The following is a 20,022-nucleotide window of genomic DNA, read 5'->3' as shown; positions in this document are numbered from 1 at the left end:
CCACCTTGATAGATGTCGTAAACTGTTACTGCAACATTATCTGTAGCTGCCATCCAGTTTAAATTAATAGAAACATCGGTTTGGTTAGAAGCTACTAGATTTGTTGGATCTGTAGGATTTGTTGTGTCTGGTGTTGGATTCCAAATCATATTTGCATATTCTGGATGATCTACAAACGGATTGGCATTACCTTGAAAATTATATGCTGCATTATTTCTAGCTATTTCTCTAGCAGAAACAGGATCTGCAGTGTGCCAATCTAATAGTGTGCTTATAAACCAAGTTTCATAAAATTGATCACTTGTGCCATTTAAAGGATTGTATTGTGTGGTGTGTGGATCCCAACCAGAGTTGTTCCAATTGTCTTCGTAACGTACAGCAAAATAAAGCATGGCACGAGCAATATCGCCTTTAAATTCATCTATAGGTTCAAAAATTCTGCCTGTATAGCCATAATTGTTTCCGGTTCCCCATTTAGAACCATTGGCGTAAGAGGTATTTGTATTAGAAACAACACCAAAAGGATAGTTGCTACGTCCATTGTTTACAAATCCATCTGTTGGAATGACATGATGAATATCTGAAACCATTGGAAGGTTGTCTGCGCTATTAAAGAAACCTTGCGGAAATAAATGCTCTCTGTTAAAACATAATCCTTCATTAGGAATATTTCCACCACAAATATCTGCAGTTGGAGAATATTGAATTTCTGATCCAGTTGGGTTTTCAGAATAGACGTCTAAAATGGTATTGCTTCCCACTTCATAATAATTATCAATGTCTGTAGTTTGGTAAGCGGTATATAAATTATCATAGCTATTACTATTAAAAGTATGACCATTAGTAACTATTACTTTTAACTGAGTTTTTAATACATAACCGCTACCTGTTGCGTTATTATAATAATTTGATGGTATTTGTGCAGATGCAAAAAATGTACTGAGTAAAAAAATTATAGAAAAGTAATGTTGTTTCATGATTTTTACAATTGAGATTTGTTTATTCCTAAAATTTTAGATAAAGAATATGTTAATTCACAAATTTAGGTTTTAAGTTATGGTTTACCATAAAAAGAAGTATTAAATTTTAATTACTGAATAAAAAAAGCGACTCAAAATTTTGAGTCGCTTTGAATTTTTTAGTAATAAAACAATTATTGTTTTATTAATTTCTTTGTTGTGATGCCTTTTTCTGAATTAATCTTCACTAAATACACACCTTTAGATAAGCCAGAAATATTCAATTTTTTTTGTGTTGAAGTTATGTCTTGAACTTTAACTTTTTTTCCTAAAATATCGAAAACTTCAACAGCAAGATCTTTATTAGATAGAATTGTTACACTATTGCCATTTGTAGGATTAGGAAACATTTTAATAGTATCTACAGTTTCAAATTCATCTACAGAAAGTACAGTTTGCCAAATTTCGAAAACCCATTCTGGATGGTCGATAAATGGATTTCTATTATCTTGATGAGCAAAAATAGCTTCTTGTCTATCCAGTTCTTTTTGGCTAACAGGATCCGATACATGCCAATCATATAGCATATCTATTGCCCATTGCTCAAAAACTCTATTACTAGATCCATCTAGCATGTTGTCACCATCGCTATTGTTAGTTTCCCAACCAGCAATTAAATTTTCATATCTTACAGCAACATATAAAATTCCTCTTGCAATATCTCCTTTAAACTCATCGGCAGGTTCAAAAACATTTCCTGTTGGTCCAACTAAACTACTTGTTCCTCTTTTAGAACCATTTAAAGAAGTGTAATTAGCTGTTAATACTTCACCAAAAGCTAAATTACCTCTTATGCCGTTTACTTTTTTATCTGCTGGAATTACATGAAACGCATCTGAAAAAATGGGAAGCGTTTGAATATCACCAAACCAACTTCTTGGGAAAGAATGTTCTCTATTAAATTTGTCGCATTCTACATTACCGCCAGAACCACCATCTTGGTCTGTTACAAAAGTAAAGCTACAATTACTGTACATCTCCCAAACTTTTCCGTTTGCTTTCACATCTGAAGATTCATACAGTTGCCATAGTTGCCCATAAGTTCCAGGATCGTGAAAAACTTGTCCGTTATTATCATTAATATCATCAATGATGTTTTTTAGTTGGGTTTTTAAAACATAACCTGTTCCAGTTGCTGTATTATAGTAACCTGTAGGGATTTGTGCAAATGTACTAATTGTTACTAATAATCCTAATATAAAGTATAGTTGCTTCATAAATTTTAATTTTTCTTTTCTAATAATGCCATATAAAATCCATCAAAACCAGATTCGTGAGATAATATTTTTTTGTCTTTTACAAATGAGAATTCTTTTCCATTCTCCGAAGCTAAAAACTTCTCAACTTGTTCGTTGTTTTCTGATGGTAAAATTGAGCAAGTAGCATAAACAAGTTTTCCTCCTGGTTTAACCATTCTAGAATAAGAGTTTAATATTTCTATTTGTGTTTTTTTAATTTTCTCAATAAATTCTGGATGCATTTTCCATTTTGCATCAGGATTTCTTCTTAAAACGCCTAAGCCAGAACATGGTGCATCTATTAAAACGCGATCTGCTTTGTCATATAATTTTTTAATTGGTTTGGTAGAATCAATCACTCGCATTTCTATGTTGTGAGCTCCAGCACGTTTTGCACGACGCTTTAATTCTTTTAATTTATTTTCATAAATATCCATTGCAATTACTTGTCCTTTATTCTCCATTAAGGCAGCAATATGAAGTGTTTTTCCACCTGCACCTGCACAAGTATCTACAACTTTCATTCCGCTTTTTACATCAAGAAATTCTGCAACTAATTGTGAAGAGGCATCTTGTACTTCAAACCATCCGTTTTTAAAAGCTTCAGTAGTAAAAACGTTACCGCGTTCGGCAAGTTTTAAAGCATCAGGATAGCCTTTTAATTCTTCAGTTTCAACATCTAAATCGAATAATTCAGTCTTTAATTTTTCTTTAGTAGTTTTAAGTGTGTTTACTCTTAAAATAACATCTGCTTGTTCGTTTAAAGCAGTTGCTTCTTTATTCCAAGTTTTTTCACCTAACTCGCTTAAAATTAATTCATCCATCCAATCTGGAAAAGATTCTTTAATTTTTCTAATTTTAGATAGCTCGTCAAAACGTCCTTTTATTTTACGTGTTGGAGTACCTTCAAAGTATTTCCAATCTGGTAATGTTATGCCTTTTAAAGTTGCCCAGACAGCAAATAGTCTCCAAATATCGTCTCGTGAAAAAGGCTCTTTTACGTTAGCAATTTCAGCATATAAACGTTTCCAACGTACAATATCGTAAGTCGTTTCAGCAACAAATCCTCGGTCTCTGCTTCCCCAACGCTTGTCACGTTTAAGCAGTTGTTGTACTACTTTATCTGCATAATTACCTTCGTTAAAGATTAGTAATAATCCATCAACTGTGGCAAAGCATAAATTTCTATGTAATCTCATTTTTAATTTTTAAGTGAATTAAAAATCAACTTATTATAATAATTAATTCAGCGTGCAAAGGTACAGTTTTATATAGAATATTTAAGTATTATTACATGTGTTATTTAGTTGTTGATTGTAAAATATTATCTTTTCAAAATAAAATGATATTTAGCGCAGTTTTAAATTAAAAAAGCATCTAAATTTTCAAAATAAAAATTTAATTTTTGTCGGAAACCGAATTTATAGTACAACTTAAAAATAAGAGCGAGCAGGCTTACAATAAACTTTTAGATGATTTTCAGCAAAAAGTTTATGCCACTTGCATCTCTTTTGTGCCAAATACTGAAGATGCAGAAGATGTTGCACAAGAGGTTTTTGTAGAAGTTTTTAAATCAATACATAAATTTAATGGCGTTTCTAAACTTTCCACATGGATTTACAGAATAACAATAAATAAATGTTTAGAATTTATAAGAAAGAAAAACACCAAAAAACGTTTTGCTTTTTTACAATCTATTACAGGCAATGCTATTCCAATGGATAAGACCTCATATTTTACAGATATGAATCATCCAGGAGTAGTTTTAGAGAATAAAGAAAATAGTGAGATATTTTTTTATGCTATAAACAAATTACCAGAGGCACAGCGCGTTGTGTTTACACTTCATAAAATAGATGGAAAAAGTTATAAAGAAGTAAGTGAGATAATAGATAAAAGTGTCTCTTCTGTAGAATCTTTAATGTTTAGATCTAAAAAGAATTTACATAAATTATTAGAAAATTTTTATAAAAATAATAATTAGCGCAAGTTTTTAAAAGCATTTGCATCTAAAACAACAGAGAAATGAAAAAAAACATGAACGTAGAAGACAATGTTAAGAAGACTTTAAATGTCCTTGATACTATTAATACTATTAAAGCACCACCTTTTTTTAAAGATAAGACAATGCAACGCTTATTTGCAGAAAAAGATGTAATAGCTTCAGTTTCAATTTGGAATTGGTTTTCACCACAATTGCAATTGGCAACTTTAGTTTGTGTGGTTTTAGTTAATGTATATGCAGTGAAACAGATAAATAATTCTGAATACGATGCTTCGATTTCAAGTTTTGCTTCAGATTATGGTATTTCAACAGAACAGGAATATTCACTCTTCAATTTATAAAAGATGAAAAAAAATACAGTCTTATATCTAATACTTGTTGTTTTAATTATAATGAATGGGTTTTTCTTATTAAATTACTTAGGAAGACCACAACATAAAGGACCAAAAGAATCTTCTGATTTTATTGCGAAAGAATTACAACTCAATGAAACGCAGTTAGAGGCTTTTAAGAATCTTGAACGTAAACACCATGACAATATGAAAAGTATTGGAGATGATATTAATGTCTATAAAGAAGTAATATTTGAAAAAATCACAACAACAGAACTAAATCAAGCGAGTATTGATAGTTTAATGCTCTTAATTTCTGAGAAAGAAATTTTAAAAGAAAAAGAACTTTTTAAAAGATTGCGCGGTGTTTTCGATTTATGTAACAAAGAACAAAAACAACGTTTTAGTGCAATTTTAAAAAAAGCACGTAGAAATGACAATAGAAGACCAGAAAAACCAAGACAATAGTATTTAATTACTATTTCAATCATTTTGAAGTAAATTAATAAACATAAACTCAAATAAATTTAACAATTTAAAAGATGAAAAAATCAAATAAAAATATGTATTTATTTTTTGTAGCATTAACTTTTAGTGCTTCAATATTAACTTTTAATGCTTGTAGTAGTGATGATGATATTACTCCAGTTGTAGCTGAAGAAGATGAAGAAGTTGTCACAGACGATTCTGGTAATACAGCAACCTTACATGATGCATTTGCAGAATTCGATGTCGATAATACAGATATTGCACTTAGTGGAAGTAATGTAGTTGTTCAAACCAATGGATGGACAAGTCATACATCGCCTTATTGGTCAAATACAACGTCTAGAACAGCAACTCCTCCAGGTGGAACTCCAATAACAACAGTTTCAGCTACAAATCATCCATTATGGGTAGAACCAACAGCAACAACACATCAGTTCATGTCACCAGGAAATATTGATGATTATAATGGTACATTTACTTTAAGCGTATCTTCTAGTCCTGCTTTAGCAGCAACTTCTACAGCAACTGGATTAGGACCTATAGGTATTTCAATTACTGGAGTTGTAATTTATAACGATCAAGAAGGTCCAAATATGCCGTTAAACGATATGACAATTGGTTCTTTCGATTATACTGCAGCACATACAGGACCACAAAGTTATCACTATCACTTAGAACCAAAAGCATGGTCAGATGATGACGATGAGTTAGTAGGAATTATTGCAGATGGGTTTTTTATCTACGGAAGAAAATGTAACTCGACAGGAACATATCCAACAGATTTAGACGCATCAGGTGGACATACAAGTACAACACAACACACAACTACGGCTGAATATCATTACCATATTCAAAACGAATTATATTTAAACGCTTATTATATTTTATTCCCTGGAGATTATCAAGGTACACCAAGCAATATTAACTAGAAGCTGCATTTTATTCAGTTTTGTGCTCTTTTTTAATTGTCAAAAACAGACAAATAAAATGGATGAGAAAAGTATTGTCCAAACTGAAATTAACACAATTGAAATCTCTAAATCAGAATTAGTCTCTAATCCAAATATTGGGCTTGTCTATTATCAAGGCAAGCCTTTTACAGGATTATCAGTTTTAAATTATCCTAACGGAATCAAAGCTGAAATTATTCAGTATAATAATGGAACTAAAGATGGCACTTTTAAAAAGTGGTTTCAAGATGGCTTATTAAGCTTTGAAGCATTGTACGTAAACGGAAAATTAGATGGTACTTCCAAATCTTGGTGGTCTAATGGTAATCTCCGCTCAGAATCCAATTACCTTAATGGCATTGGTAATGGTATACAAAAACAATGGTACAATTCCGGTGAATTATTTAAGCAAATGACCATTGTAAATGGAAAAGAGGAAGGCATGCAACAAGCTTGGAGACGCAATGGAAAGATTTATAATAATTATGAAGCAAAAAATGGACGCATTTTTGGATTAAAGCGTTCAAATTTATGTTTTCAATTAGAAGAAGAAATTGTACAAGATGAAAAATAGTAGCCTTTTATTACTATGCATTGTTTTATTAAACTGTAATAATAAAACTAAAGAGAAAAGTAGTAGAGTAGAAGCTCTACCGTTTTATAGCGATGCTAGTTTTACACCAAATTGGTTAGAAAATAAAAGCGAAGCGTTAAACGGTTTTCATAAAATACCAGATTTTACGCTTATTAATCAAGATGGTATCACTATAACTCAAGAAGCCTTTAAGGATAAAATTTACATAACCGATTTCTTTTTCACCTCTTGTCCAGGTATTTGTCCAAAAATGACAGCAAACATGTCTGTTTTACAAGAAGAATTTATCACAGATGATTCAGTTTTGCTACTATCTCATTCTGTAACACCAGTAAAAGACTCTATGCCAATTTTAAAAAATTATGCAGATGCTAAAGGTGTTATTTCAAATAAATGGCATTTGGTAACTGGAGATAGGAAACAGATATACGATTTAGGCAGACAAGCCTATTTTGTTGAAGAAGATTTAGGTGAAGAAAAAACTGAGGACGATTTTCTACACACCGAAAACTTTGTACTAATAGATAAGAATAAACACATTCGTGGCATTTATAATGGACTTAATAAAACAGCAGTACAACAATTAATAGCAGATGTTAAAACTCTAAAAGAAGAGGGTTAATAATTTTTTTGAGTAGTTTATTTTGAAAAGCTTCACGATTATGTCGTCGAGCTTTTTTACTTTTATAAAAATTTGAAAAACAGATGAAACAGATTCTAATATTATTTTGTGTTGCAATTTCATTAATTTCTTGTAAGAAAGATGAAGAGAAAAAAGAAAACATTTTTATTCCACGTGATTTTACTGAAGTTGAAATTGGTCTATTGTTGAAAGATTCTACTTTGAATGTTCGTGCTTTCGAGCTAGTCAATGAGAGTTTTTATTATGCTTCAGGTAGCGGTAAACATGGTGCTTATTTGAAAGATGGTTCAACAGTTACAAACTTAATGTATAACGATAGCATAAATAATGCTATTAGATCTAGTGCTTACAATGGAAAAAATATATTTTTTATGACAATAGGATCTCCAGCTATTGTTTATAAATTAGATTCAGCAAAAAATGGAGTTTTTTACAAACATAAAATTGTCTACCAAGAAAACCATGAAAAAGCATTCTACGATGCAATGGAGTTCTGGAACGATAAAGAAGGTATTGCTATTGGAGATCCAACAGACGATTGTATGAGTATTATTATTACACGTGATGGTGGAAATACTTGGAGTAAGATATCGTGTGATTTATTACCAAAAGCTAAAAAAGATGAAGCTGCTTTTGCAGCAAGTGATACTAATATAGCAATAGTTGGAGATGAAACTTGGGTAGCAACTGGAGGAGGAGCTAGTAGAATTTTATATTCTGCGGATAAAGGAAAAAATTGGAAGGTTTTCGATACTCCAATTGTACAAGGTAATGGGCCACAAGGTATGTACAGTTTAGATTTTTACGATAATAAAAATGGTTTCGCCATTGGTGGAGATTACACTAAAGCAGGAGACAGTACTGCAAATAAAATAAGAACACAAGATGGAGGAAAAACATGGCAATTAGTTGCGCAAAATCAAAGCCCTGGTTATAGAAGCTGTGTGCAATATATTCCAGGAAGAGAAGCTAAAGAGTTAGTTGCTATTGGTTTTAAAGGCATCGATTATTCTAACGATGCTGGAGAAAATTGGAAACATTTAAGTGATGAAGGTTTTTATACTTTACTTTTTGTAAATGATAGTGTTGCTTATGCAGCAGGAAATAAAAGGATTGCTAAATTAACTTTTAGGTAAGTAGAGTATAAGTATATAACTAAAAAAAGCAGCCATTGGCTGCTCTTTTTAGTTATTGTCTTTTTGATTTATCTCCACGATGTCTTTCTTTAAACTCTTTAATCATTTTGCGTCTAAAAGAACGTTCAGTATTCATGAGTTTTAATATCTTTTTAGAAGATAAAACAGCGCTTAGTTTACTGTAATATTCTTTTTGAATTTTTTGCCTAGATATTTCCATCTGTACAATTTTGTCTAAATGTGCTTTAGCTTCATCTTCAGTAATGCCGTCTATATTTTCTAGACGTTTTAAGTCAGAATTCTTTATTAGTTTATCGTTTGCTTCTTCGTGAGCATTGTAAATTGGCCAAAAAGCTTGTGCTTCTTTAGCGGTTAAATCTAGTTCTTCTGTAATATGAGCCACCTTTAAGGCTTTCATCTTCTCTTTATTCGGTTTTTGCGCATAGGCACTAACCGATAATAATAAAGCTATAATTGGTATTAATATATTTTTCATTTTTGTTCGTTTAATAGTATTTGTTTTTTATTCTAAATATAAGTCGCTAACATCAATAACTTCTAAATAACTATCTAATGTTTCGTCACTTAATGTGTAATCTATAAATTGAGTTTCGCTTAACTCGTTGTCTTGAAATAGTGATACTAAATCGCCTATTTCAGTTTCGTCTAGTATATAATTATCTACTGTTGTTGTGTCTAAGTCATTAATAGATAGAGGAGAATTGTCAAAAATATTTAAACTAAAAAATAAGACAATTGCTGCAGCAATGCTAGAAACAAATAACATATTCTTTCTAGAAAAAATAGAGATAACTTTCGCTTCTTTTTTAACTGAAACATTAAAGTCCTCTAAATAACCTTCAGGTGTTTTAAAGCCAGAATCGCTTACTAAACCATTAAGTTTAGCTTCAGCTAAAATTGAGTCTTCAAGTCCTTCAAAATAATCTTGGGGCACTTTAAATCCTGAATTTTTAATGTAATGTAGCTTTTCGTTTTTCATCTTAATATTAAGACTATAATTTTATTAAATGGTTTAATCTTTAGTTAAATAGGCTTCAATTTTCTTTACTGCAATATGATAAGATGCTTTTAATGCACCTTCACTAGTGTCTAAAATTTGAGACATATCTTTATATTTAATTTCTTGAAAGTATTTCATATTAAAAACCAATTGTTGCTTTTTTGGCAATGTTGCAATTGCTTTTTGAAGCTTTAATTGAATGGCATTACCTTCAAAATAAACATCAGATTCCATATTGTTTATGGCTAAATCCTGTGCTTCTTCATTTGTAATTTGTAATCGCTTCGCATTTTTGTTTATAAGCGTAATAGCTTCGTTTGTTGCAATGCGATATAACCAAGAGTATAATTTACTTTCGCCTTTAAAACCATCTATGCTTTTATAGACTTTTATAAATGTATTTTGAAGTACATCATCTGCATCATCATGAGACTTTACAATATTTCTTATATGCCAATATAGTCGCTCTTTATATAGCGAAACAAGTTGACTAAAAGCAGCATCTTTATTGCCTTTAGCTTGTAGTTTTAATAAAAGTTCGGTTTCAGTAGTCAACAAAAATGATTTTCTTTTAGACTGTAGTTTTTTATTTTGGTTTAAAACAAAAGTGTTTTTATTTTAAACTAAACAGATATTAATCAAAACTTTGCATATTTACTAGTTTTCTGTATATACCATCCATATTCATAAGTTCGTTGTGTTTGCCTTGCTCTGCAATTTCACCTTTATGCATAACTATTATTTCGTCTGCATTTTGAATGGTAGATAATCTATGGGCTATTACTATAGACGTTCTGTTTTTCATCATGTTTTCTAGAGCGACTTGTACCAAGCGTTCGCTTTCTGTGTCTAATGCTGAGGTGGCTTCGTCTAAAATCATAATTGGTGGATTTTTTAAGACAGCTCTTGCAATACTCAAGCGTTGTTTTTGTCCGCCAGATAATTTGTTTCCAGAATCACCTACATTAGTTTCTATGCCTTTAGGTAAATCTTTTACAAATTCCCAGGCGTTTGCAATATTAAGTGCTTCTATAACTTGTTCGTCTGTAGCACCTTGCTTTCCAATTAGAATATTGTTTTTTACAGTATCGTTAAATAAGATAGAATCTTGTGTTACCAGGCCCATTAAACCTCGAAGCGAGTTTTTTGTAAGGTCTTTTATATTTTCACTATCTATGGTAATACTACCTTCGTTTACATCGTAAAAACGCGTTACTAAATTTGCAATGGTACTTTTACCACTTCCAGATTGTCCAACTAGTGCAACGGTTTTTCCTTTTGGAACATTTACAGTGAAGTTTTTTAGTACTAAATCGTCTTCATATTTAAACGAAATATTATTGATTTTGATACCTTGGCTGAATTCGGTTTTAGTTTTTGCATTTGCACTATCTTTTATTGGACTTTCGCTTTCTAAAATTTCAAGTACACGTTCTGCAGAAGCATTACCACGTTTCACGCTATACAAAGCTTTACTTATTGCTTTTGCAGGTGTAAGTATATTATAAGCTAGTAATAGAAAAACTATAAATTCACCACCATCTAGTTGTTTATTGAAAACCATTGTGCCTCCAAATAATAAAATGGCTGCAATGGTTAAAATACCTAAAAACTCGCTTGCAGGCGAGGCTAAGTTTTGTCTATTCATTAAAGAATTAGAAAATCTATAGAGTCTGTTTGTTGAACTTTTAAACTTGTTTTCAAACTGTTGTTCTGCATTATAACCTTTAATCACTTTTAAACCACCTAAAGTTTCTTCTAATGAAGACAAAAATTGCCCAACTTCATTTTGAACGAGATGCGATTTCTTTTTTAAACTTTTTCCTATAAATGAAATAATAACACCTGAAATGGGTATAAACACAAAGACAAATAATGTTAATTTTGGACTTAAAATTAACATAGAAATAATAGCAAATATAATTGTAAGTGGCTCGCGAATAATAAGTTCTAGCACTGCTAATAAAGACATTTGCACTTCTCCTACATCTGATGCTATTCTAGAAATAGTATCACCTTTTCGTTTTTCGGAAAAGTAAGAGATGGGTAAGTTTACTACTTTTCTAAACATTTCATCTCTAATGTCTTTTAAAACGCCATTTCTTAAAAAAGTAATAAAATAGAGTGATAGGTAGCTAAAAAGATTTTTTAAAAGGAATAAAACTACAATTATTGCTACTATTAAAAACAAAGCACTTTGTTCTCCTTCAATTTCAATTCTTTGACTAATTGTAAAATTAAAAGAGTCTACTAAGTAGTCTTTTAAATTTGAATAATCACCATCCCAAAGTGGTTGCGATAGTACTTTGTCGGTTTGTCCAAAAAGCACATTAATCATTGGCATCATTGCAATCATAGACAATGTGCTAAAAAGTGCATAAAAAATATTACAAATAATATTTAGTATACCATACTTTTTATAAGGAATTGCGAAGCGTAATATTTTTTTTATATAATTCATTTAGTTAAAGATTCATGTCTTTTAAAATGGCATAAATCTTTGTTTCCAATTGTTGTTCCGTTTCTTTAAAAGCAGACATACTGTCTAGACTCGTGTTTACGCTAATGTAGAATTTTATTTTTGGTTCTGTACCACTTGGTCGTAAAGCAATTTTACTACCATCTTCTGTATGGTATATTAAGACGTTAGATTTTGGGATATCTATAGTTGTAGTTTCTCCAGTAATTGTGTTTTTTGATAATGATAATTGGTAGTCTTCAATTAATACAACTTTAGAGTTATTAACTACTTCAAGTGGCTTTTCTCTAGCATCAATCATTATTTGTTTGATTTCTTGTGCGCCTTCAATTCCTTTTTTAGTGATAGAAACTAAACGTTCTTTATACAAACCATGTGTTATGTACAGTTTTATTAATTCTTGATAAACACTACTGCCTTTAGCTTTGGCTTGTGCTGCAATTTCGCAAGCTAAAAGCGTGGCAGTTACAGCATCTTTATCGCGAACAAAATCGCCAACCATAAACCCAAAACTTTCTTCTCCACCACCAATAAAATTAAGGTTTGGAAAATCTTTTATCATTTTTGCAATCCACTTAAAACCTGTTAGGCCAATTTTACATTCTACATCGTATGCTTTACCTAAAACGCTCATCATTGGAGTAGAGACTATGGTGCTTGCTATAAACTCTTTACCATTAATTTTATTCTCATTTTGCCATTGTTTTAGTAAGAAATCAGTCATTAATATCATGGCTTGATTACCATTTAAAATAACCAATTTGTTATCTAAATCTCTAACTACAATTCCTAATCTATCGCAATCTGGATCTGTACCTATTACAATATCTCCTTCGGTTTTATTAGCTAAATCCATAGCCATTTTTAATGCTGCTGGTTCTTCTGGATTTGGTGAGACTACTGTTGGAAAATCGCCATCAGGTTCGCGTTGTGCTTCAACTATATTAACGTTTGTATATCCAGCACGTTTTAGCGTTTCTGGAATTGCAGTAATAGAGGTTCCGTGAAGCGATGTAAATACAATATTCAAATTTTCTTTAGCTTTCGCTGAAGTATTAAAGCTTCCGTTTTTAACTGAAGCATTTATAAAAACATCATCTATGTCTTTACCAATGTAATGGATTAACTCTTCGTTTGCACTAAATTTAATTTCAGCATAATCTAAAGTATCAATCACTTTAATAATTTCTGCATCTTGAGGTGGTACTAATTGACCACCATCTTGCCAGTAGACTTTATAACCGTTGTATTCTGGAGGATTATGTGAGGCTGTTAAAACAATACCACAATGGCAGTTTAGATGTTTTAAAGCGAATGATAATTCTGGAGTAGGACGAAGGTCTTCGAATAAAAAGACTTCTATATTGTTAGCAGAAAACACATTTGCTACAACTTTAGCTAATGTTTTACTGTTATGTCTGCAGTCGAAAGCAATAGCGACTTTTAGTTTTTGGTTTGGAAACACTTTATGCATGTAATCACTAATACCTTGAGTATTTTTTCCAAGCGTATATTTGTTAATTTTGTTGGTGCCAATACCCATAACACCTCGCATTCCACCTGTTCCAAACTCTAAGTTTTTATAAAAACTTTCTTTTAGTTCTTTCGGGTTGGTAGCTATTAAGTCTTTTATGTATAGTTGTGTGTCTTTATCGAATGTAGGCGTTAACCAAGTGTTAACTCTATTTAATAATTCTGGTTCTATATAAATCATATTCTAATGTAATAGAATGCAAAAGTAAGCATTATAAAAAAGTTAATAATTAAGAGTGTGTTAATTTGATATATTGTTGCCGAAATTTAATTCATTCTTTATTAAATAACGGTTTTTGTGTTGCTTAGAGCGTAAAATGATTTCGCCTAAAAAGCCAGCAACAAAAAATTGGGTACCAATTATCATGGTAACGAGCGCAATATAAAATTCTGTTCTTTGCGTTATTAATATTCCATTTTGATGAAAAAACAATTTATCAATTCCTAAATAGGCAGAAAAAACAAAACCTATAGCAAACATTATAACACCTAAAGCGCCAAATAAATGCATTGGTCTTTTACCAAAACGTGAGATAAACCATATAGTAATTAAATCTAGAAAGCCATTAATAAAGCGTTCCATGCCAAATTTTGTTTCACCATATTTTCTGGCTTGATGTTGTACAACTTGTTCTCCAATTTTTGTGAAACCTGCATTTTTAGCTAAAACAGGAATATACCTATGCATTTCACCATTAACATCTATGTTTTTTATAACTTCGTTTTTGTAGGCTTTAAGTCCGCAATTAAAGTCATTTAATTTTACACCAGAGGTTTTACGTGCTGCCCAATTAAATAGTTTTGATGGTAAGTTTTTAGTAAACTTATTATCAAAACGTTTCTTTTTCCAACCTGAGACCAAATCAAAATTGTCTGTAGTAATTTTATTGTATAGCGATGGTATTTCTTCTGGATTGTCTTGTAAATCTGCGTCCATAGTAATAATTACATCACCTTGTGCTTTTTCGAAACCAGCATGTAAAGCTTGAGATTTTCCGAAGTTTTTTAAAAACCTAATACCTTTAACATTGTGGTCTAATTTTGTAAGTCTTTCTATAGTTTCCCACGAACCATCGTTAGAACCATCATCTATAAATAGTATTTCATAAGAAAAACGATTGGATTGCATAACTTTTGCAATCCAATCGTGTAATTCTGTAAGCGATTCTTGTTCGTTAAGTAGTGGTATGACTACTGATATATCCATGTAATGTTTTGAAATTGATATTTCAAAGATAGAATATTATTCTGTTTCTGGGTTTCTTTTTACTATTAAAGCTATGATTAATCCAATTACTGCTTGTATTACCAAAAAGATAGCATTAGATTGTAATTGAGGAGCTATAGAAAATTGGTTTTTTTGGGCTTCCATTTGCTCTAATGTTTGTGCAACAGCTTCCTCGGGAGCATTAAAGCTACGCATCATTTGTATAGTGGCATCAATTGTTTTTTCTTTTAAAGCAATAGCTGCCTCTGGATCAATAAAATTAAATATTAAAATACTAATGACCATACTAATAATTATTCCAATGGCAACTGTAATAAAATAAGAACTAAAAACCTCTTTAAAAGTGATCACTCCATTTTGTATGCTTTTAGATTTTAATGCAGATAGTATTCCAAAAACAATAATTACAATAAATAATAATATACCAAGCCACCATTTTGTTAGCAGGTCTAGATATAAAGCATAACCCAAAATTGTAGTAAGTGCCATTAGGCCACCTAAATAAAGCCCATAATTAATTGCAGATGATTTTGTAGAAGTTTCCATGTTTTTTAGTTTGTTAGTTATAGTATAATTGTTAGTAGTCAAAAAAAAAAAAACGTTACATAAATAAGTTTAAATAATTTTTGTAAAAAGTGTTGTTATTTTGTAAAAAACACTTAAATTTGCACCTCGAATTTAGAATACAATTAAAGCATTTAGCGATGAAAAAAGATATACATCCAGAAAATTATAGAGTAGTAGCGTTTAAAGATATGTCAAACGAAGACGTGTTTTTAACAAAATCTACTGCAAACACAAGCGAAACATTAGAAGTTGACGGTGTAGAGTATCCATTAATAAAAATGGAGATTTCTAGAACCTCTCACCCTTTTTATACAGGGAAATCTAAGTTGATAGATACTGCTGGTCGTATTGATAAGTTTAAAAACAAATACGCTAAATTTAAAAAATAATTTAGTTTACAACATATTTAAAAGCCTTTTATTTAAAAATGAAAGGCTTTTTTGTTTTCTACAATTATATTACTTTTGAAATAACAAACCTAAATAATAGAGTAAAAGTGAAAGCTTTTAATTTTTAACTTTAATTCTTAACTTGATAATGAATTACATTCTTTTCGATGGTCCATCTAGAAACCAATTGTTACCATTTACTTACACAAGACCAGTAGCAGATCTTAGAGTTGGTATTTTAACTATTCGTGAAAAATGGGAGACTTATTTACAAGCTACAACAACTACAGTCACGGAAGATTATTTGTCTGAAAAATGGCCAATGGTAGAAATGGAAATTAATGTAATGATTAATGCCTCTTTTTGTCCTACGAAGCATCTCGTTGATAAAATTCAAAATTTAAAAAAAAATCAAGCAATATTTAAAGGAGAGGAAGTTGTCGCTTTTTATACTGAAGAAGATCAAGATGAGATAGATTTATCTGCTTTTGAAGCGATTGAGTTTGAAGAGAAAGTGTTGACTATAGAGCATACTTGGGATATTTTTGCTAAAAATGCTGATGCAATAGCAGAGGATTTTGCTTTATTAACAAAAGGAAGAGACTCTGAGCCAATATCTAAAACGAATAATATAATTACACCAGAAAATATATTTTTAGAAGAAGGCGCTAAAATGGAATTTGCTACACTTAATGCTAGTTCTGGCCCAATTTATATTGGGAGAAATGCAGAAATTATGGAAGGAAGTGTAGTAAGAGGTCCTTTAGCCTTATGTGATCATGCCACTTTAAAATTAGCAACAAAAATTTATGGCGCAACAACTATTGGTCCGCATAGTAAGGTTGGTGGTGAGGTTAATAACTCTGTATTATTTGGTTATTCTAACAAAGGACATGATGGGTTTTTAGGCAACTCTGTAATTGGTGAATGGTGTAATTTAGGAGCAGATACCAATAACTCTAATTTGAAAAATAATTATGCAGAAGTTAGGCTGTGGGATTACGAAACCGAAGGTTTTGCAAAAACTGGCTTACAGTTTTGCGGATTAATGATGGGAGATCATAGTAAGTGTGGAATTAACACTATGTTTAATACAGGAACCGTTATTGGTGTAAATGCCAATATTTTTGGCAGTGGTTTTCCAAGAAATTTTGTACCAAGTTATAGTTGGGGAGGAAGTAGTGGTTTTACAACTTACTTAACTAAAAAGGCTTTTGAAGTTAGTAAAGTTGTTATGTCTAGAAGAGGTATTGAGTTTACGGAAACTGACCAGGCTATATTGGAGCACATTTTCGAAGAGACAAAGAAATTTAGAAGAGATTAGCTTTTATTGGTTTGCAAAATATTATTTTTTTGATACACGTTTTAATTCCAACATATTTATTGGGTTAATATCAAGGTCTTTTACGTTATGTCTTGTAAATCTCACAACTTCATCATAATATAATGGCACTATAGGTGCTTGCTGCATAACTAAACTATCCATTTTCTTGTATAGTTTTTCTCTTGTTTTTGTAATGTTTTCTGTAAAAGATTTTGTGTATAAAATATTAAAATCATTATTCTCAAAATGTGTGTAATTTGGTCCGTTAGGCGCAAAATTATCACTGTGAAAAAGGGATAAATAATTTTGTGCATCTGGATAATCTGCAACCCAACTGGCTCTAAATAAATCTAGTTTACCATTTGCTTTGGCGCTTTTTAGGGTTGATGCAGGTATAACTTCAACATTAACTATCAGTCCAGTTTTTTGTAACTCTCGTTGTATATATTCGCAAAAATTTAAATAATTACTTGTGGTAGTAATTGTTATTTCAGGAGAATTTATTCCTGTTTCTTTTTTAAATTGATTGATAAGCGCTTTGGATTTTTCAGGATTATATTTGTAACCTATTGTAGCATTATATCCTGGAAGTCCTCTTGGAATAAAGCCACCGTTTGCTGGAATACCAATACCGTTTCGTAAATAAGTCATCATCTTTTTTCTGTCAAATCCATAATTAACAGCCTGTCTTACAAGTTTAGATTGCATTTCGGGTGTTTTAGAATCCATAAAAAATGCTAAATACTCTGTGTTTAAATAGGGACCACGAATCATATTAATTTGAGAATTGTATTTTTCTCTTAATTCACCTTTACTTGTTAAAATGTCATCTTGATAAGATGCATCAAGAGAATTTAAAAAATCAAGATTACCTTGAATAAATTGTAAGAATTCACTCTGTTTATCAGGTAGAAAAGTGATGGCTACAGCTTCTAGATAGGGTAGGTTTTTTCCATTATCATCTTTCTCGAAGTAATTATTATGTTTTCTAAAAACAAGTTTAATGTTTTCTTCCCAGCGTTTAAATTTAAATGGACCTGTACCTATAGGATTTACTCTAAAATCACTTCCGTAATGTGTTACAATTTCTTTAGGAACCACAGAGCAGTATTTCATGGTCAACAACCCTAAAAAAGCAGGAAAAGGCTGTTTTAATTTTATTGTAAAAGTACTATCGTTTACTGCTGTAAAGTGGTCAACCTTATTTAAAACCCAACGTCCTGATGATGCTATTTTTTTATCAATCAGTCTATTAAAACTATATTCGAAGTCTAGTGCTGTTACTGTTCTTGTAGAGTCTTTGCCAAATAATTTGTGTTTATGGAAAAACACATCGTCTCTTAAAGTAAAAGTGTAGGTTAGTGCATCTTGGGAAATATACCATTCTTTGGCAATAGATGGTTTTACGTTTAGTTCTTTGTCCATTTGCACTAAACCGTTAAATAATTGGTTTACAGCCCAAATATCTGCATTGTCTTTAGCAAAAGCAGGATCTAAAGAGCCTATGTTTTTATGTTCGTTATATCTAAATACTTGATTAGTGTTTTTTTTGTCTTTATTATTTATGCATGAAAAAGAAAGAAAGGTACAGAGTATTAATGACAGCTGTTGTAGACTAGTAATTAGTTTTCTGGTTTTCTTATCCAGTTTAAATTTCATCATATTTTAAATCACTTATAAGCTTACTTGCAAACAATTATGTAAATTTACATTCTTTAAATAAAGTTGGAAGTAAATATAAGAATTCTAACTTAGGAATACACTTAAAATTTTGACAGTAAACACCAAAAAGAAAGTTGCTTTTTATACCTTAGGTTGTAAACTTAATTTTTCTGAAACCTCTACTATAGCTAGAAGTTTTAAAAAAGAAGGCTTCGATCGTGTGGATTTTTCTGAAACTACGGATATTTATGTTATTAATACCTGCTCTGTTACCGAAAATGCAGATAAACGTTTTAAAACTATAGTTAAGCAAGCTCAAAAAGAAAATGCAGAGGCTTTTGTTGTAGCTGTTGGTTGTTACGCTCAATTAAAGCCGCAAGAATTAGCAGATGTTAATGGTGTAGATTTAGTACTTGGTGCAACAGAAAAATTTAAAATTACAGATTATCTAAACGATCTTACCAAAAACAATTTTGGAGAAGTGCATTCCTGCGATATTAATGATGCAGATTTTTATGTTGGTAGTTACTCAATAGGAGATAGAACGCGAGCTTTTTTAAAGGTTCAAGATGGTTGTGATTATAAGTGTACCTACTGTACTATCCCATTAGCTAGAGGTGTTTCTCGTAGTGATGAGTTGGAGAATGTTATTAAAAATGCAAGAGATATTTCTTTAAAAGGTATTAAGGAAATTGTGCTTACTGGCGTTAATATTGGCGATTATGGTAAAGGTGAATTTGGAAATAAAAAGCACGAACACACCTTTTTAGAATTAGTGCAAGCGTTGGATAAAGTAAAAGGTATAGAAAGACTAAGAATCTCTTCTATAGAACCAAACTTGCTTAAAAATGAAACTATAGATGTTGTAAGTAAATCTAGAGCGTTTGTACCTCATTTTCATATTCCATTGCAAAGTGGACATAACGCTATTTTAAAGTTAATGAAACGTCGTTACATGCGAGAGTTGTACGTAGATCGTGTAGAAAAAATTAAGGAAGTTATGCCACACGCATGCATTGGTGTAGATGTTATAGTGGGTTTTCCCGGAGAGACAGATGAACATTTTCTTGAGACATATAACTTTTTAAACAGTCTCGGTATTTCTTATTTACACGTATTCACATACTCAGAAAGGGATAATACAGAAGCCGCAAGTTTTGAAAACGTGGTACCAAAAAATATAAGAAGCAAACGTAGTAAGATGCTAAGAGGATTAAGTGCAAAGTTACGTCGTGCTTTTTACGAAAAACAAATAGGAACTTCTAGAAGTGTTCTGTTTGAAAGAGAAAATAAATCAGGCTATATTCATGGTTTTACAGAAAACTATGTAAAAGTAAAAGCACCTTGGAATCCAGAATTGGTTAATACAATTCACCAGGTTAACCTTAAAAAAATTGATGAAGATGGGTTGG

21 protein-coding genes are annotated in these 20,022 nt (G+C 31.0%); 10 read left to right on the top strand and 11 right to left on the bottom strand.

Annotation, left to right across the window (positions count from 1 at the left end):
* From QNK89_RS03445 to QNK89_RS03435, 3 genes are all read right to left on the bottom strand, one after another.
* Positions 1-977, bottom strand: a 977-nt coding sequence (locus tag QNK89_RS03445; RefSeq protein WP_340169572.1) for an endonuclease, incomplete at its 3' end; no start/stop codon positions are given.
* 176 nt (positions 978-1,153) lie between these two features.
* Positions 1,154-2,236: an endonuclease gene (locus QNK89_RS03440; protein WP_340169571.1), complete on the bottom strand. Its 1,083-nt coding sequence runs from the start codon at positions 2,234-2,236 to the stop codon at positions 1,154-1,156.
* A 5-nt stretch (positions 2,237-2,241) separates the two neighbouring features.
* Complete coding sequence (locus QNK89_RS03435) at positions 2,242-3,456, bottom strand: RsmB/NOP family class I SAM-dependent RNA methyltransferase (RefSeq protein ID WP_340169570.1); 1,215 nt, start codon at positions 3,454-3,456, stop codon at positions 2,242-2,244.
* Positions 3,457-3,662: 206 nt separating this feature from the next.
* Between QNK89_RS03435 and QNK89_RS03430 the strand changes: the two genes are divergently transcribed.
* The 7 genes from QNK89_RS03430 to QNK89_RS03400 all read left to right on the top strand — a co-directional run bounded on the left by QNK89_RS03430 (position 3,663) and on the right by QNK89_RS03400 (position 8,407).
* Positions 3,663-4,241, top strand: a complete 579-nt coding sequence (locus QNK89_RS03430; protein ID WP_340169569.1) for an RNA polymerase sigma factor — start codon at positions 3,663-3,665, stop codon at positions 4,239-4,241.
* 41 nt (positions 4,242-4,282) lie between these two features.
* Positions 4,283-4,603 carry a hypothetical protein gene (locus QNK89_RS03425; protein WP_340169568.1) on the top strand — a complete coding sequence of 107 codons (321 nt, stop codon included), beginning with the start codon at positions 4,283-4,285 and terminating at the stop codon, positions 4,601-4,603.
* A gap of 3 nt (positions 4,604-4,606) precedes the next feature.
* Positions 4,607-5,062, top strand: a complete 456-nt coding sequence (locus QNK89_RS03420) for a hypothetical protein (RefSeq protein WP_340169567.1) — start codon at positions 4,607-4,609, stop codon at positions 5,060-5,062.
* A 74-nt stretch (positions 5,063-5,136) separates the two neighbouring features.
* Positions 5,137-6,012, top strand: a complete 876-nt coding sequence (locus QNK89_RS03415; protein ID WP_340169566.1) for a YHYH protein — start codon at positions 5,137-5,139, stop codon at positions 6,010-6,012.
* Between the two features lie 58 nt (positions 6,013-6,070).
* Positions 6,071-6,607, top strand: coding sequence for a toxin-antitoxin system YwqK family antitoxin (locus QNK89_RS03410; RefSeq protein ID WP_340169565.1), 537 nt, complete (start codon positions 6,071-6,073; stop codon positions 6,605-6,607).
* A complete protein-coding gene (locus QNK89_RS03405) occupies positions 6,597-7,250 on the top strand; it encodes an SCO family protein (protein ID WP_340169564.1) in 654 nt (217 codons plus the stop codon). The genes QNK89_RS03410 and QNK89_RS03405 overlap by 11 nt, the downstream gene beginning before the upstream one ends.
* A gap of 83 nt (positions 7,251-7,333) precedes the next feature.
* Positions 7,334-8,407, top strand: coding sequence for an oxidoreductase (locus QNK89_RS03400; protein ID WP_340169563.1), 1,074 nt, complete (start codon positions 7,334-7,336; stop codon positions 8,405-8,407).
* Positions 8,408-8,459: 52 nt separating this feature from the next.
* Here QNK89_RS03400 and QNK89_RS03395 read toward each other — a convergent pair whose 3' ends face one another.
* The 7 genes from QNK89_RS03395 to QNK89_RS03365 form a co-directional block, all read right to left on the bottom strand.
* Entirely contained in the window at positions 8,460-8,903 is a 444-nt protein-coding gene (locus QNK89_RS03395) for a sensor of ECF-type sigma factor (RefSeq protein WP_340169562.1), read from the bottom strand.
* Between the two features lie 27 nt (positions 8,904-8,930).
* Positions 8,931-9,407, bottom strand: a complete 477-nt coding sequence (locus QNK89_RS03390) for a hypothetical protein (RefSeq protein ID WP_340169561.1) — start codon at positions 9,405-9,407, stop codon at positions 8,931-8,933.
* Between the two features lie 33 nt (positions 9,408-9,440).
* Complete coding sequence (locus tag QNK89_RS03385; RefSeq protein WP_340169560.1) at positions 9,441-9,983, bottom strand: RNA polymerase sigma factor; 543 nt, start codon at positions 9,981-9,983, stop codon at positions 9,441-9,443.
* A gap of 79 nt (positions 9,984-10,062) precedes the next feature.
* Positions 10,063-11,889: an ABC transporter ATP-binding protein gene (locus tag QNK89_RS03380; protein ID WP_340169559.1), complete on the bottom strand. Its 1,827-nt coding sequence runs from the start codon at positions 11,887-11,889 to the stop codon at positions 10,063-10,065.
* Between the two features lie 4 nt (positions 11,890-11,893).
* Positions 11,894-13,621 (bottom strand): phospho-sugar mutase, encoded by a 1,728-nt coding sequence (locus QNK89_RS03375; protein ID WP_340169558.1) that lies wholly within the window; start codon positions 13,619-13,621, stop codon positions 11,894-11,896.
* 60 nt (positions 13,622-13,681) lie between these two features.
* Positions 13,682-14,647, bottom strand: coding sequence for a glycosyltransferase family 2 protein (locus tag QNK89_RS03370; protein ID WP_340169557.1), 966 nt, complete (start codon positions 14,645-14,647; stop codon positions 13,682-13,684).
* A 36-nt stretch (positions 14,648-14,683) separates the two neighbouring features.
* Positions 14,684-15,214, bottom strand: coding sequence for a DUF4199 domain-containing protein (locus QNK89_RS03365; protein ID WP_340169556.1), 531 nt, complete (start codon positions 15,212-15,214; stop codon positions 14,684-14,686).
* Positions 15,215-15,372: 158 nt separating this feature from the next.
* On the opposite strand from QNK89_RS03365, the gene QNK89_RS03360 reads away from it, so the two are divergent.
* Together QNK89_RS03360 and QNK89_RS03355 are read left to right on the top strand one after the other, a co-directional pair.
* Positions 15,373-15,624, top strand: coding sequence for a type B 50S ribosomal protein L31 (locus QNK89_RS03360; RefSeq protein WP_340169555.1), 252 nt, complete (start codon positions 15,373-15,375; stop codon positions 15,622-15,624).
* Positions 15,625-15,772: 148 nt separating this feature from the next.
* Positions 15,773-16,948, top strand: coding sequence for a GlmU family protein (locus QNK89_RS03355; RefSeq protein ID WP_340169554.1), 1,176 nt, complete (start codon positions 15,773-15,775; stop codon positions 16,946-16,948).
* Between the two features lie 21 nt (positions 16,949-16,969).
* Here the strand turns inward: QNK89_RS03355 and QNK89_RS03350 are convergent, their stop codons facing one another.
* Positions 16,970-18,610: an ABC transporter substrate-binding protein gene (locus QNK89_RS03350; protein WP_340169553.1), complete on the bottom strand. Its 1,641-nt coding sequence runs from the start codon at positions 18,608-18,610 to the stop codon at positions 16,970-16,972.
* Between the two features lie 109 nt (positions 18,611-18,719).
* Between QNK89_RS03350 and mtaB the strand changes: the two genes are divergently transcribed.
* Positions 18,720-20,022 (top strand): tRNA (N(6)-L-threonylcarbamoyladenosine(37)-C(2))-methylthiotransferase MtaB (gene mtaB, locus QNK89_RS03345; RefSeq protein ID WP_340169552.1); only part of this gene is annotated, 1,303 nt, incomplete at its 3' end.

This window comes from Lacinutrix sp. (genome assembly GCF_037625555.1).
Lineage (GTDB): Bacteria > Bacteroidota > Bacteroidia > Flavobacteriales > Flavobacteriaceae > Lacinutrix.
Note: the sequence above shows the minus strand (reverse complement) of the source record. Positions and strands in the feature narration are given on the sequence as shown.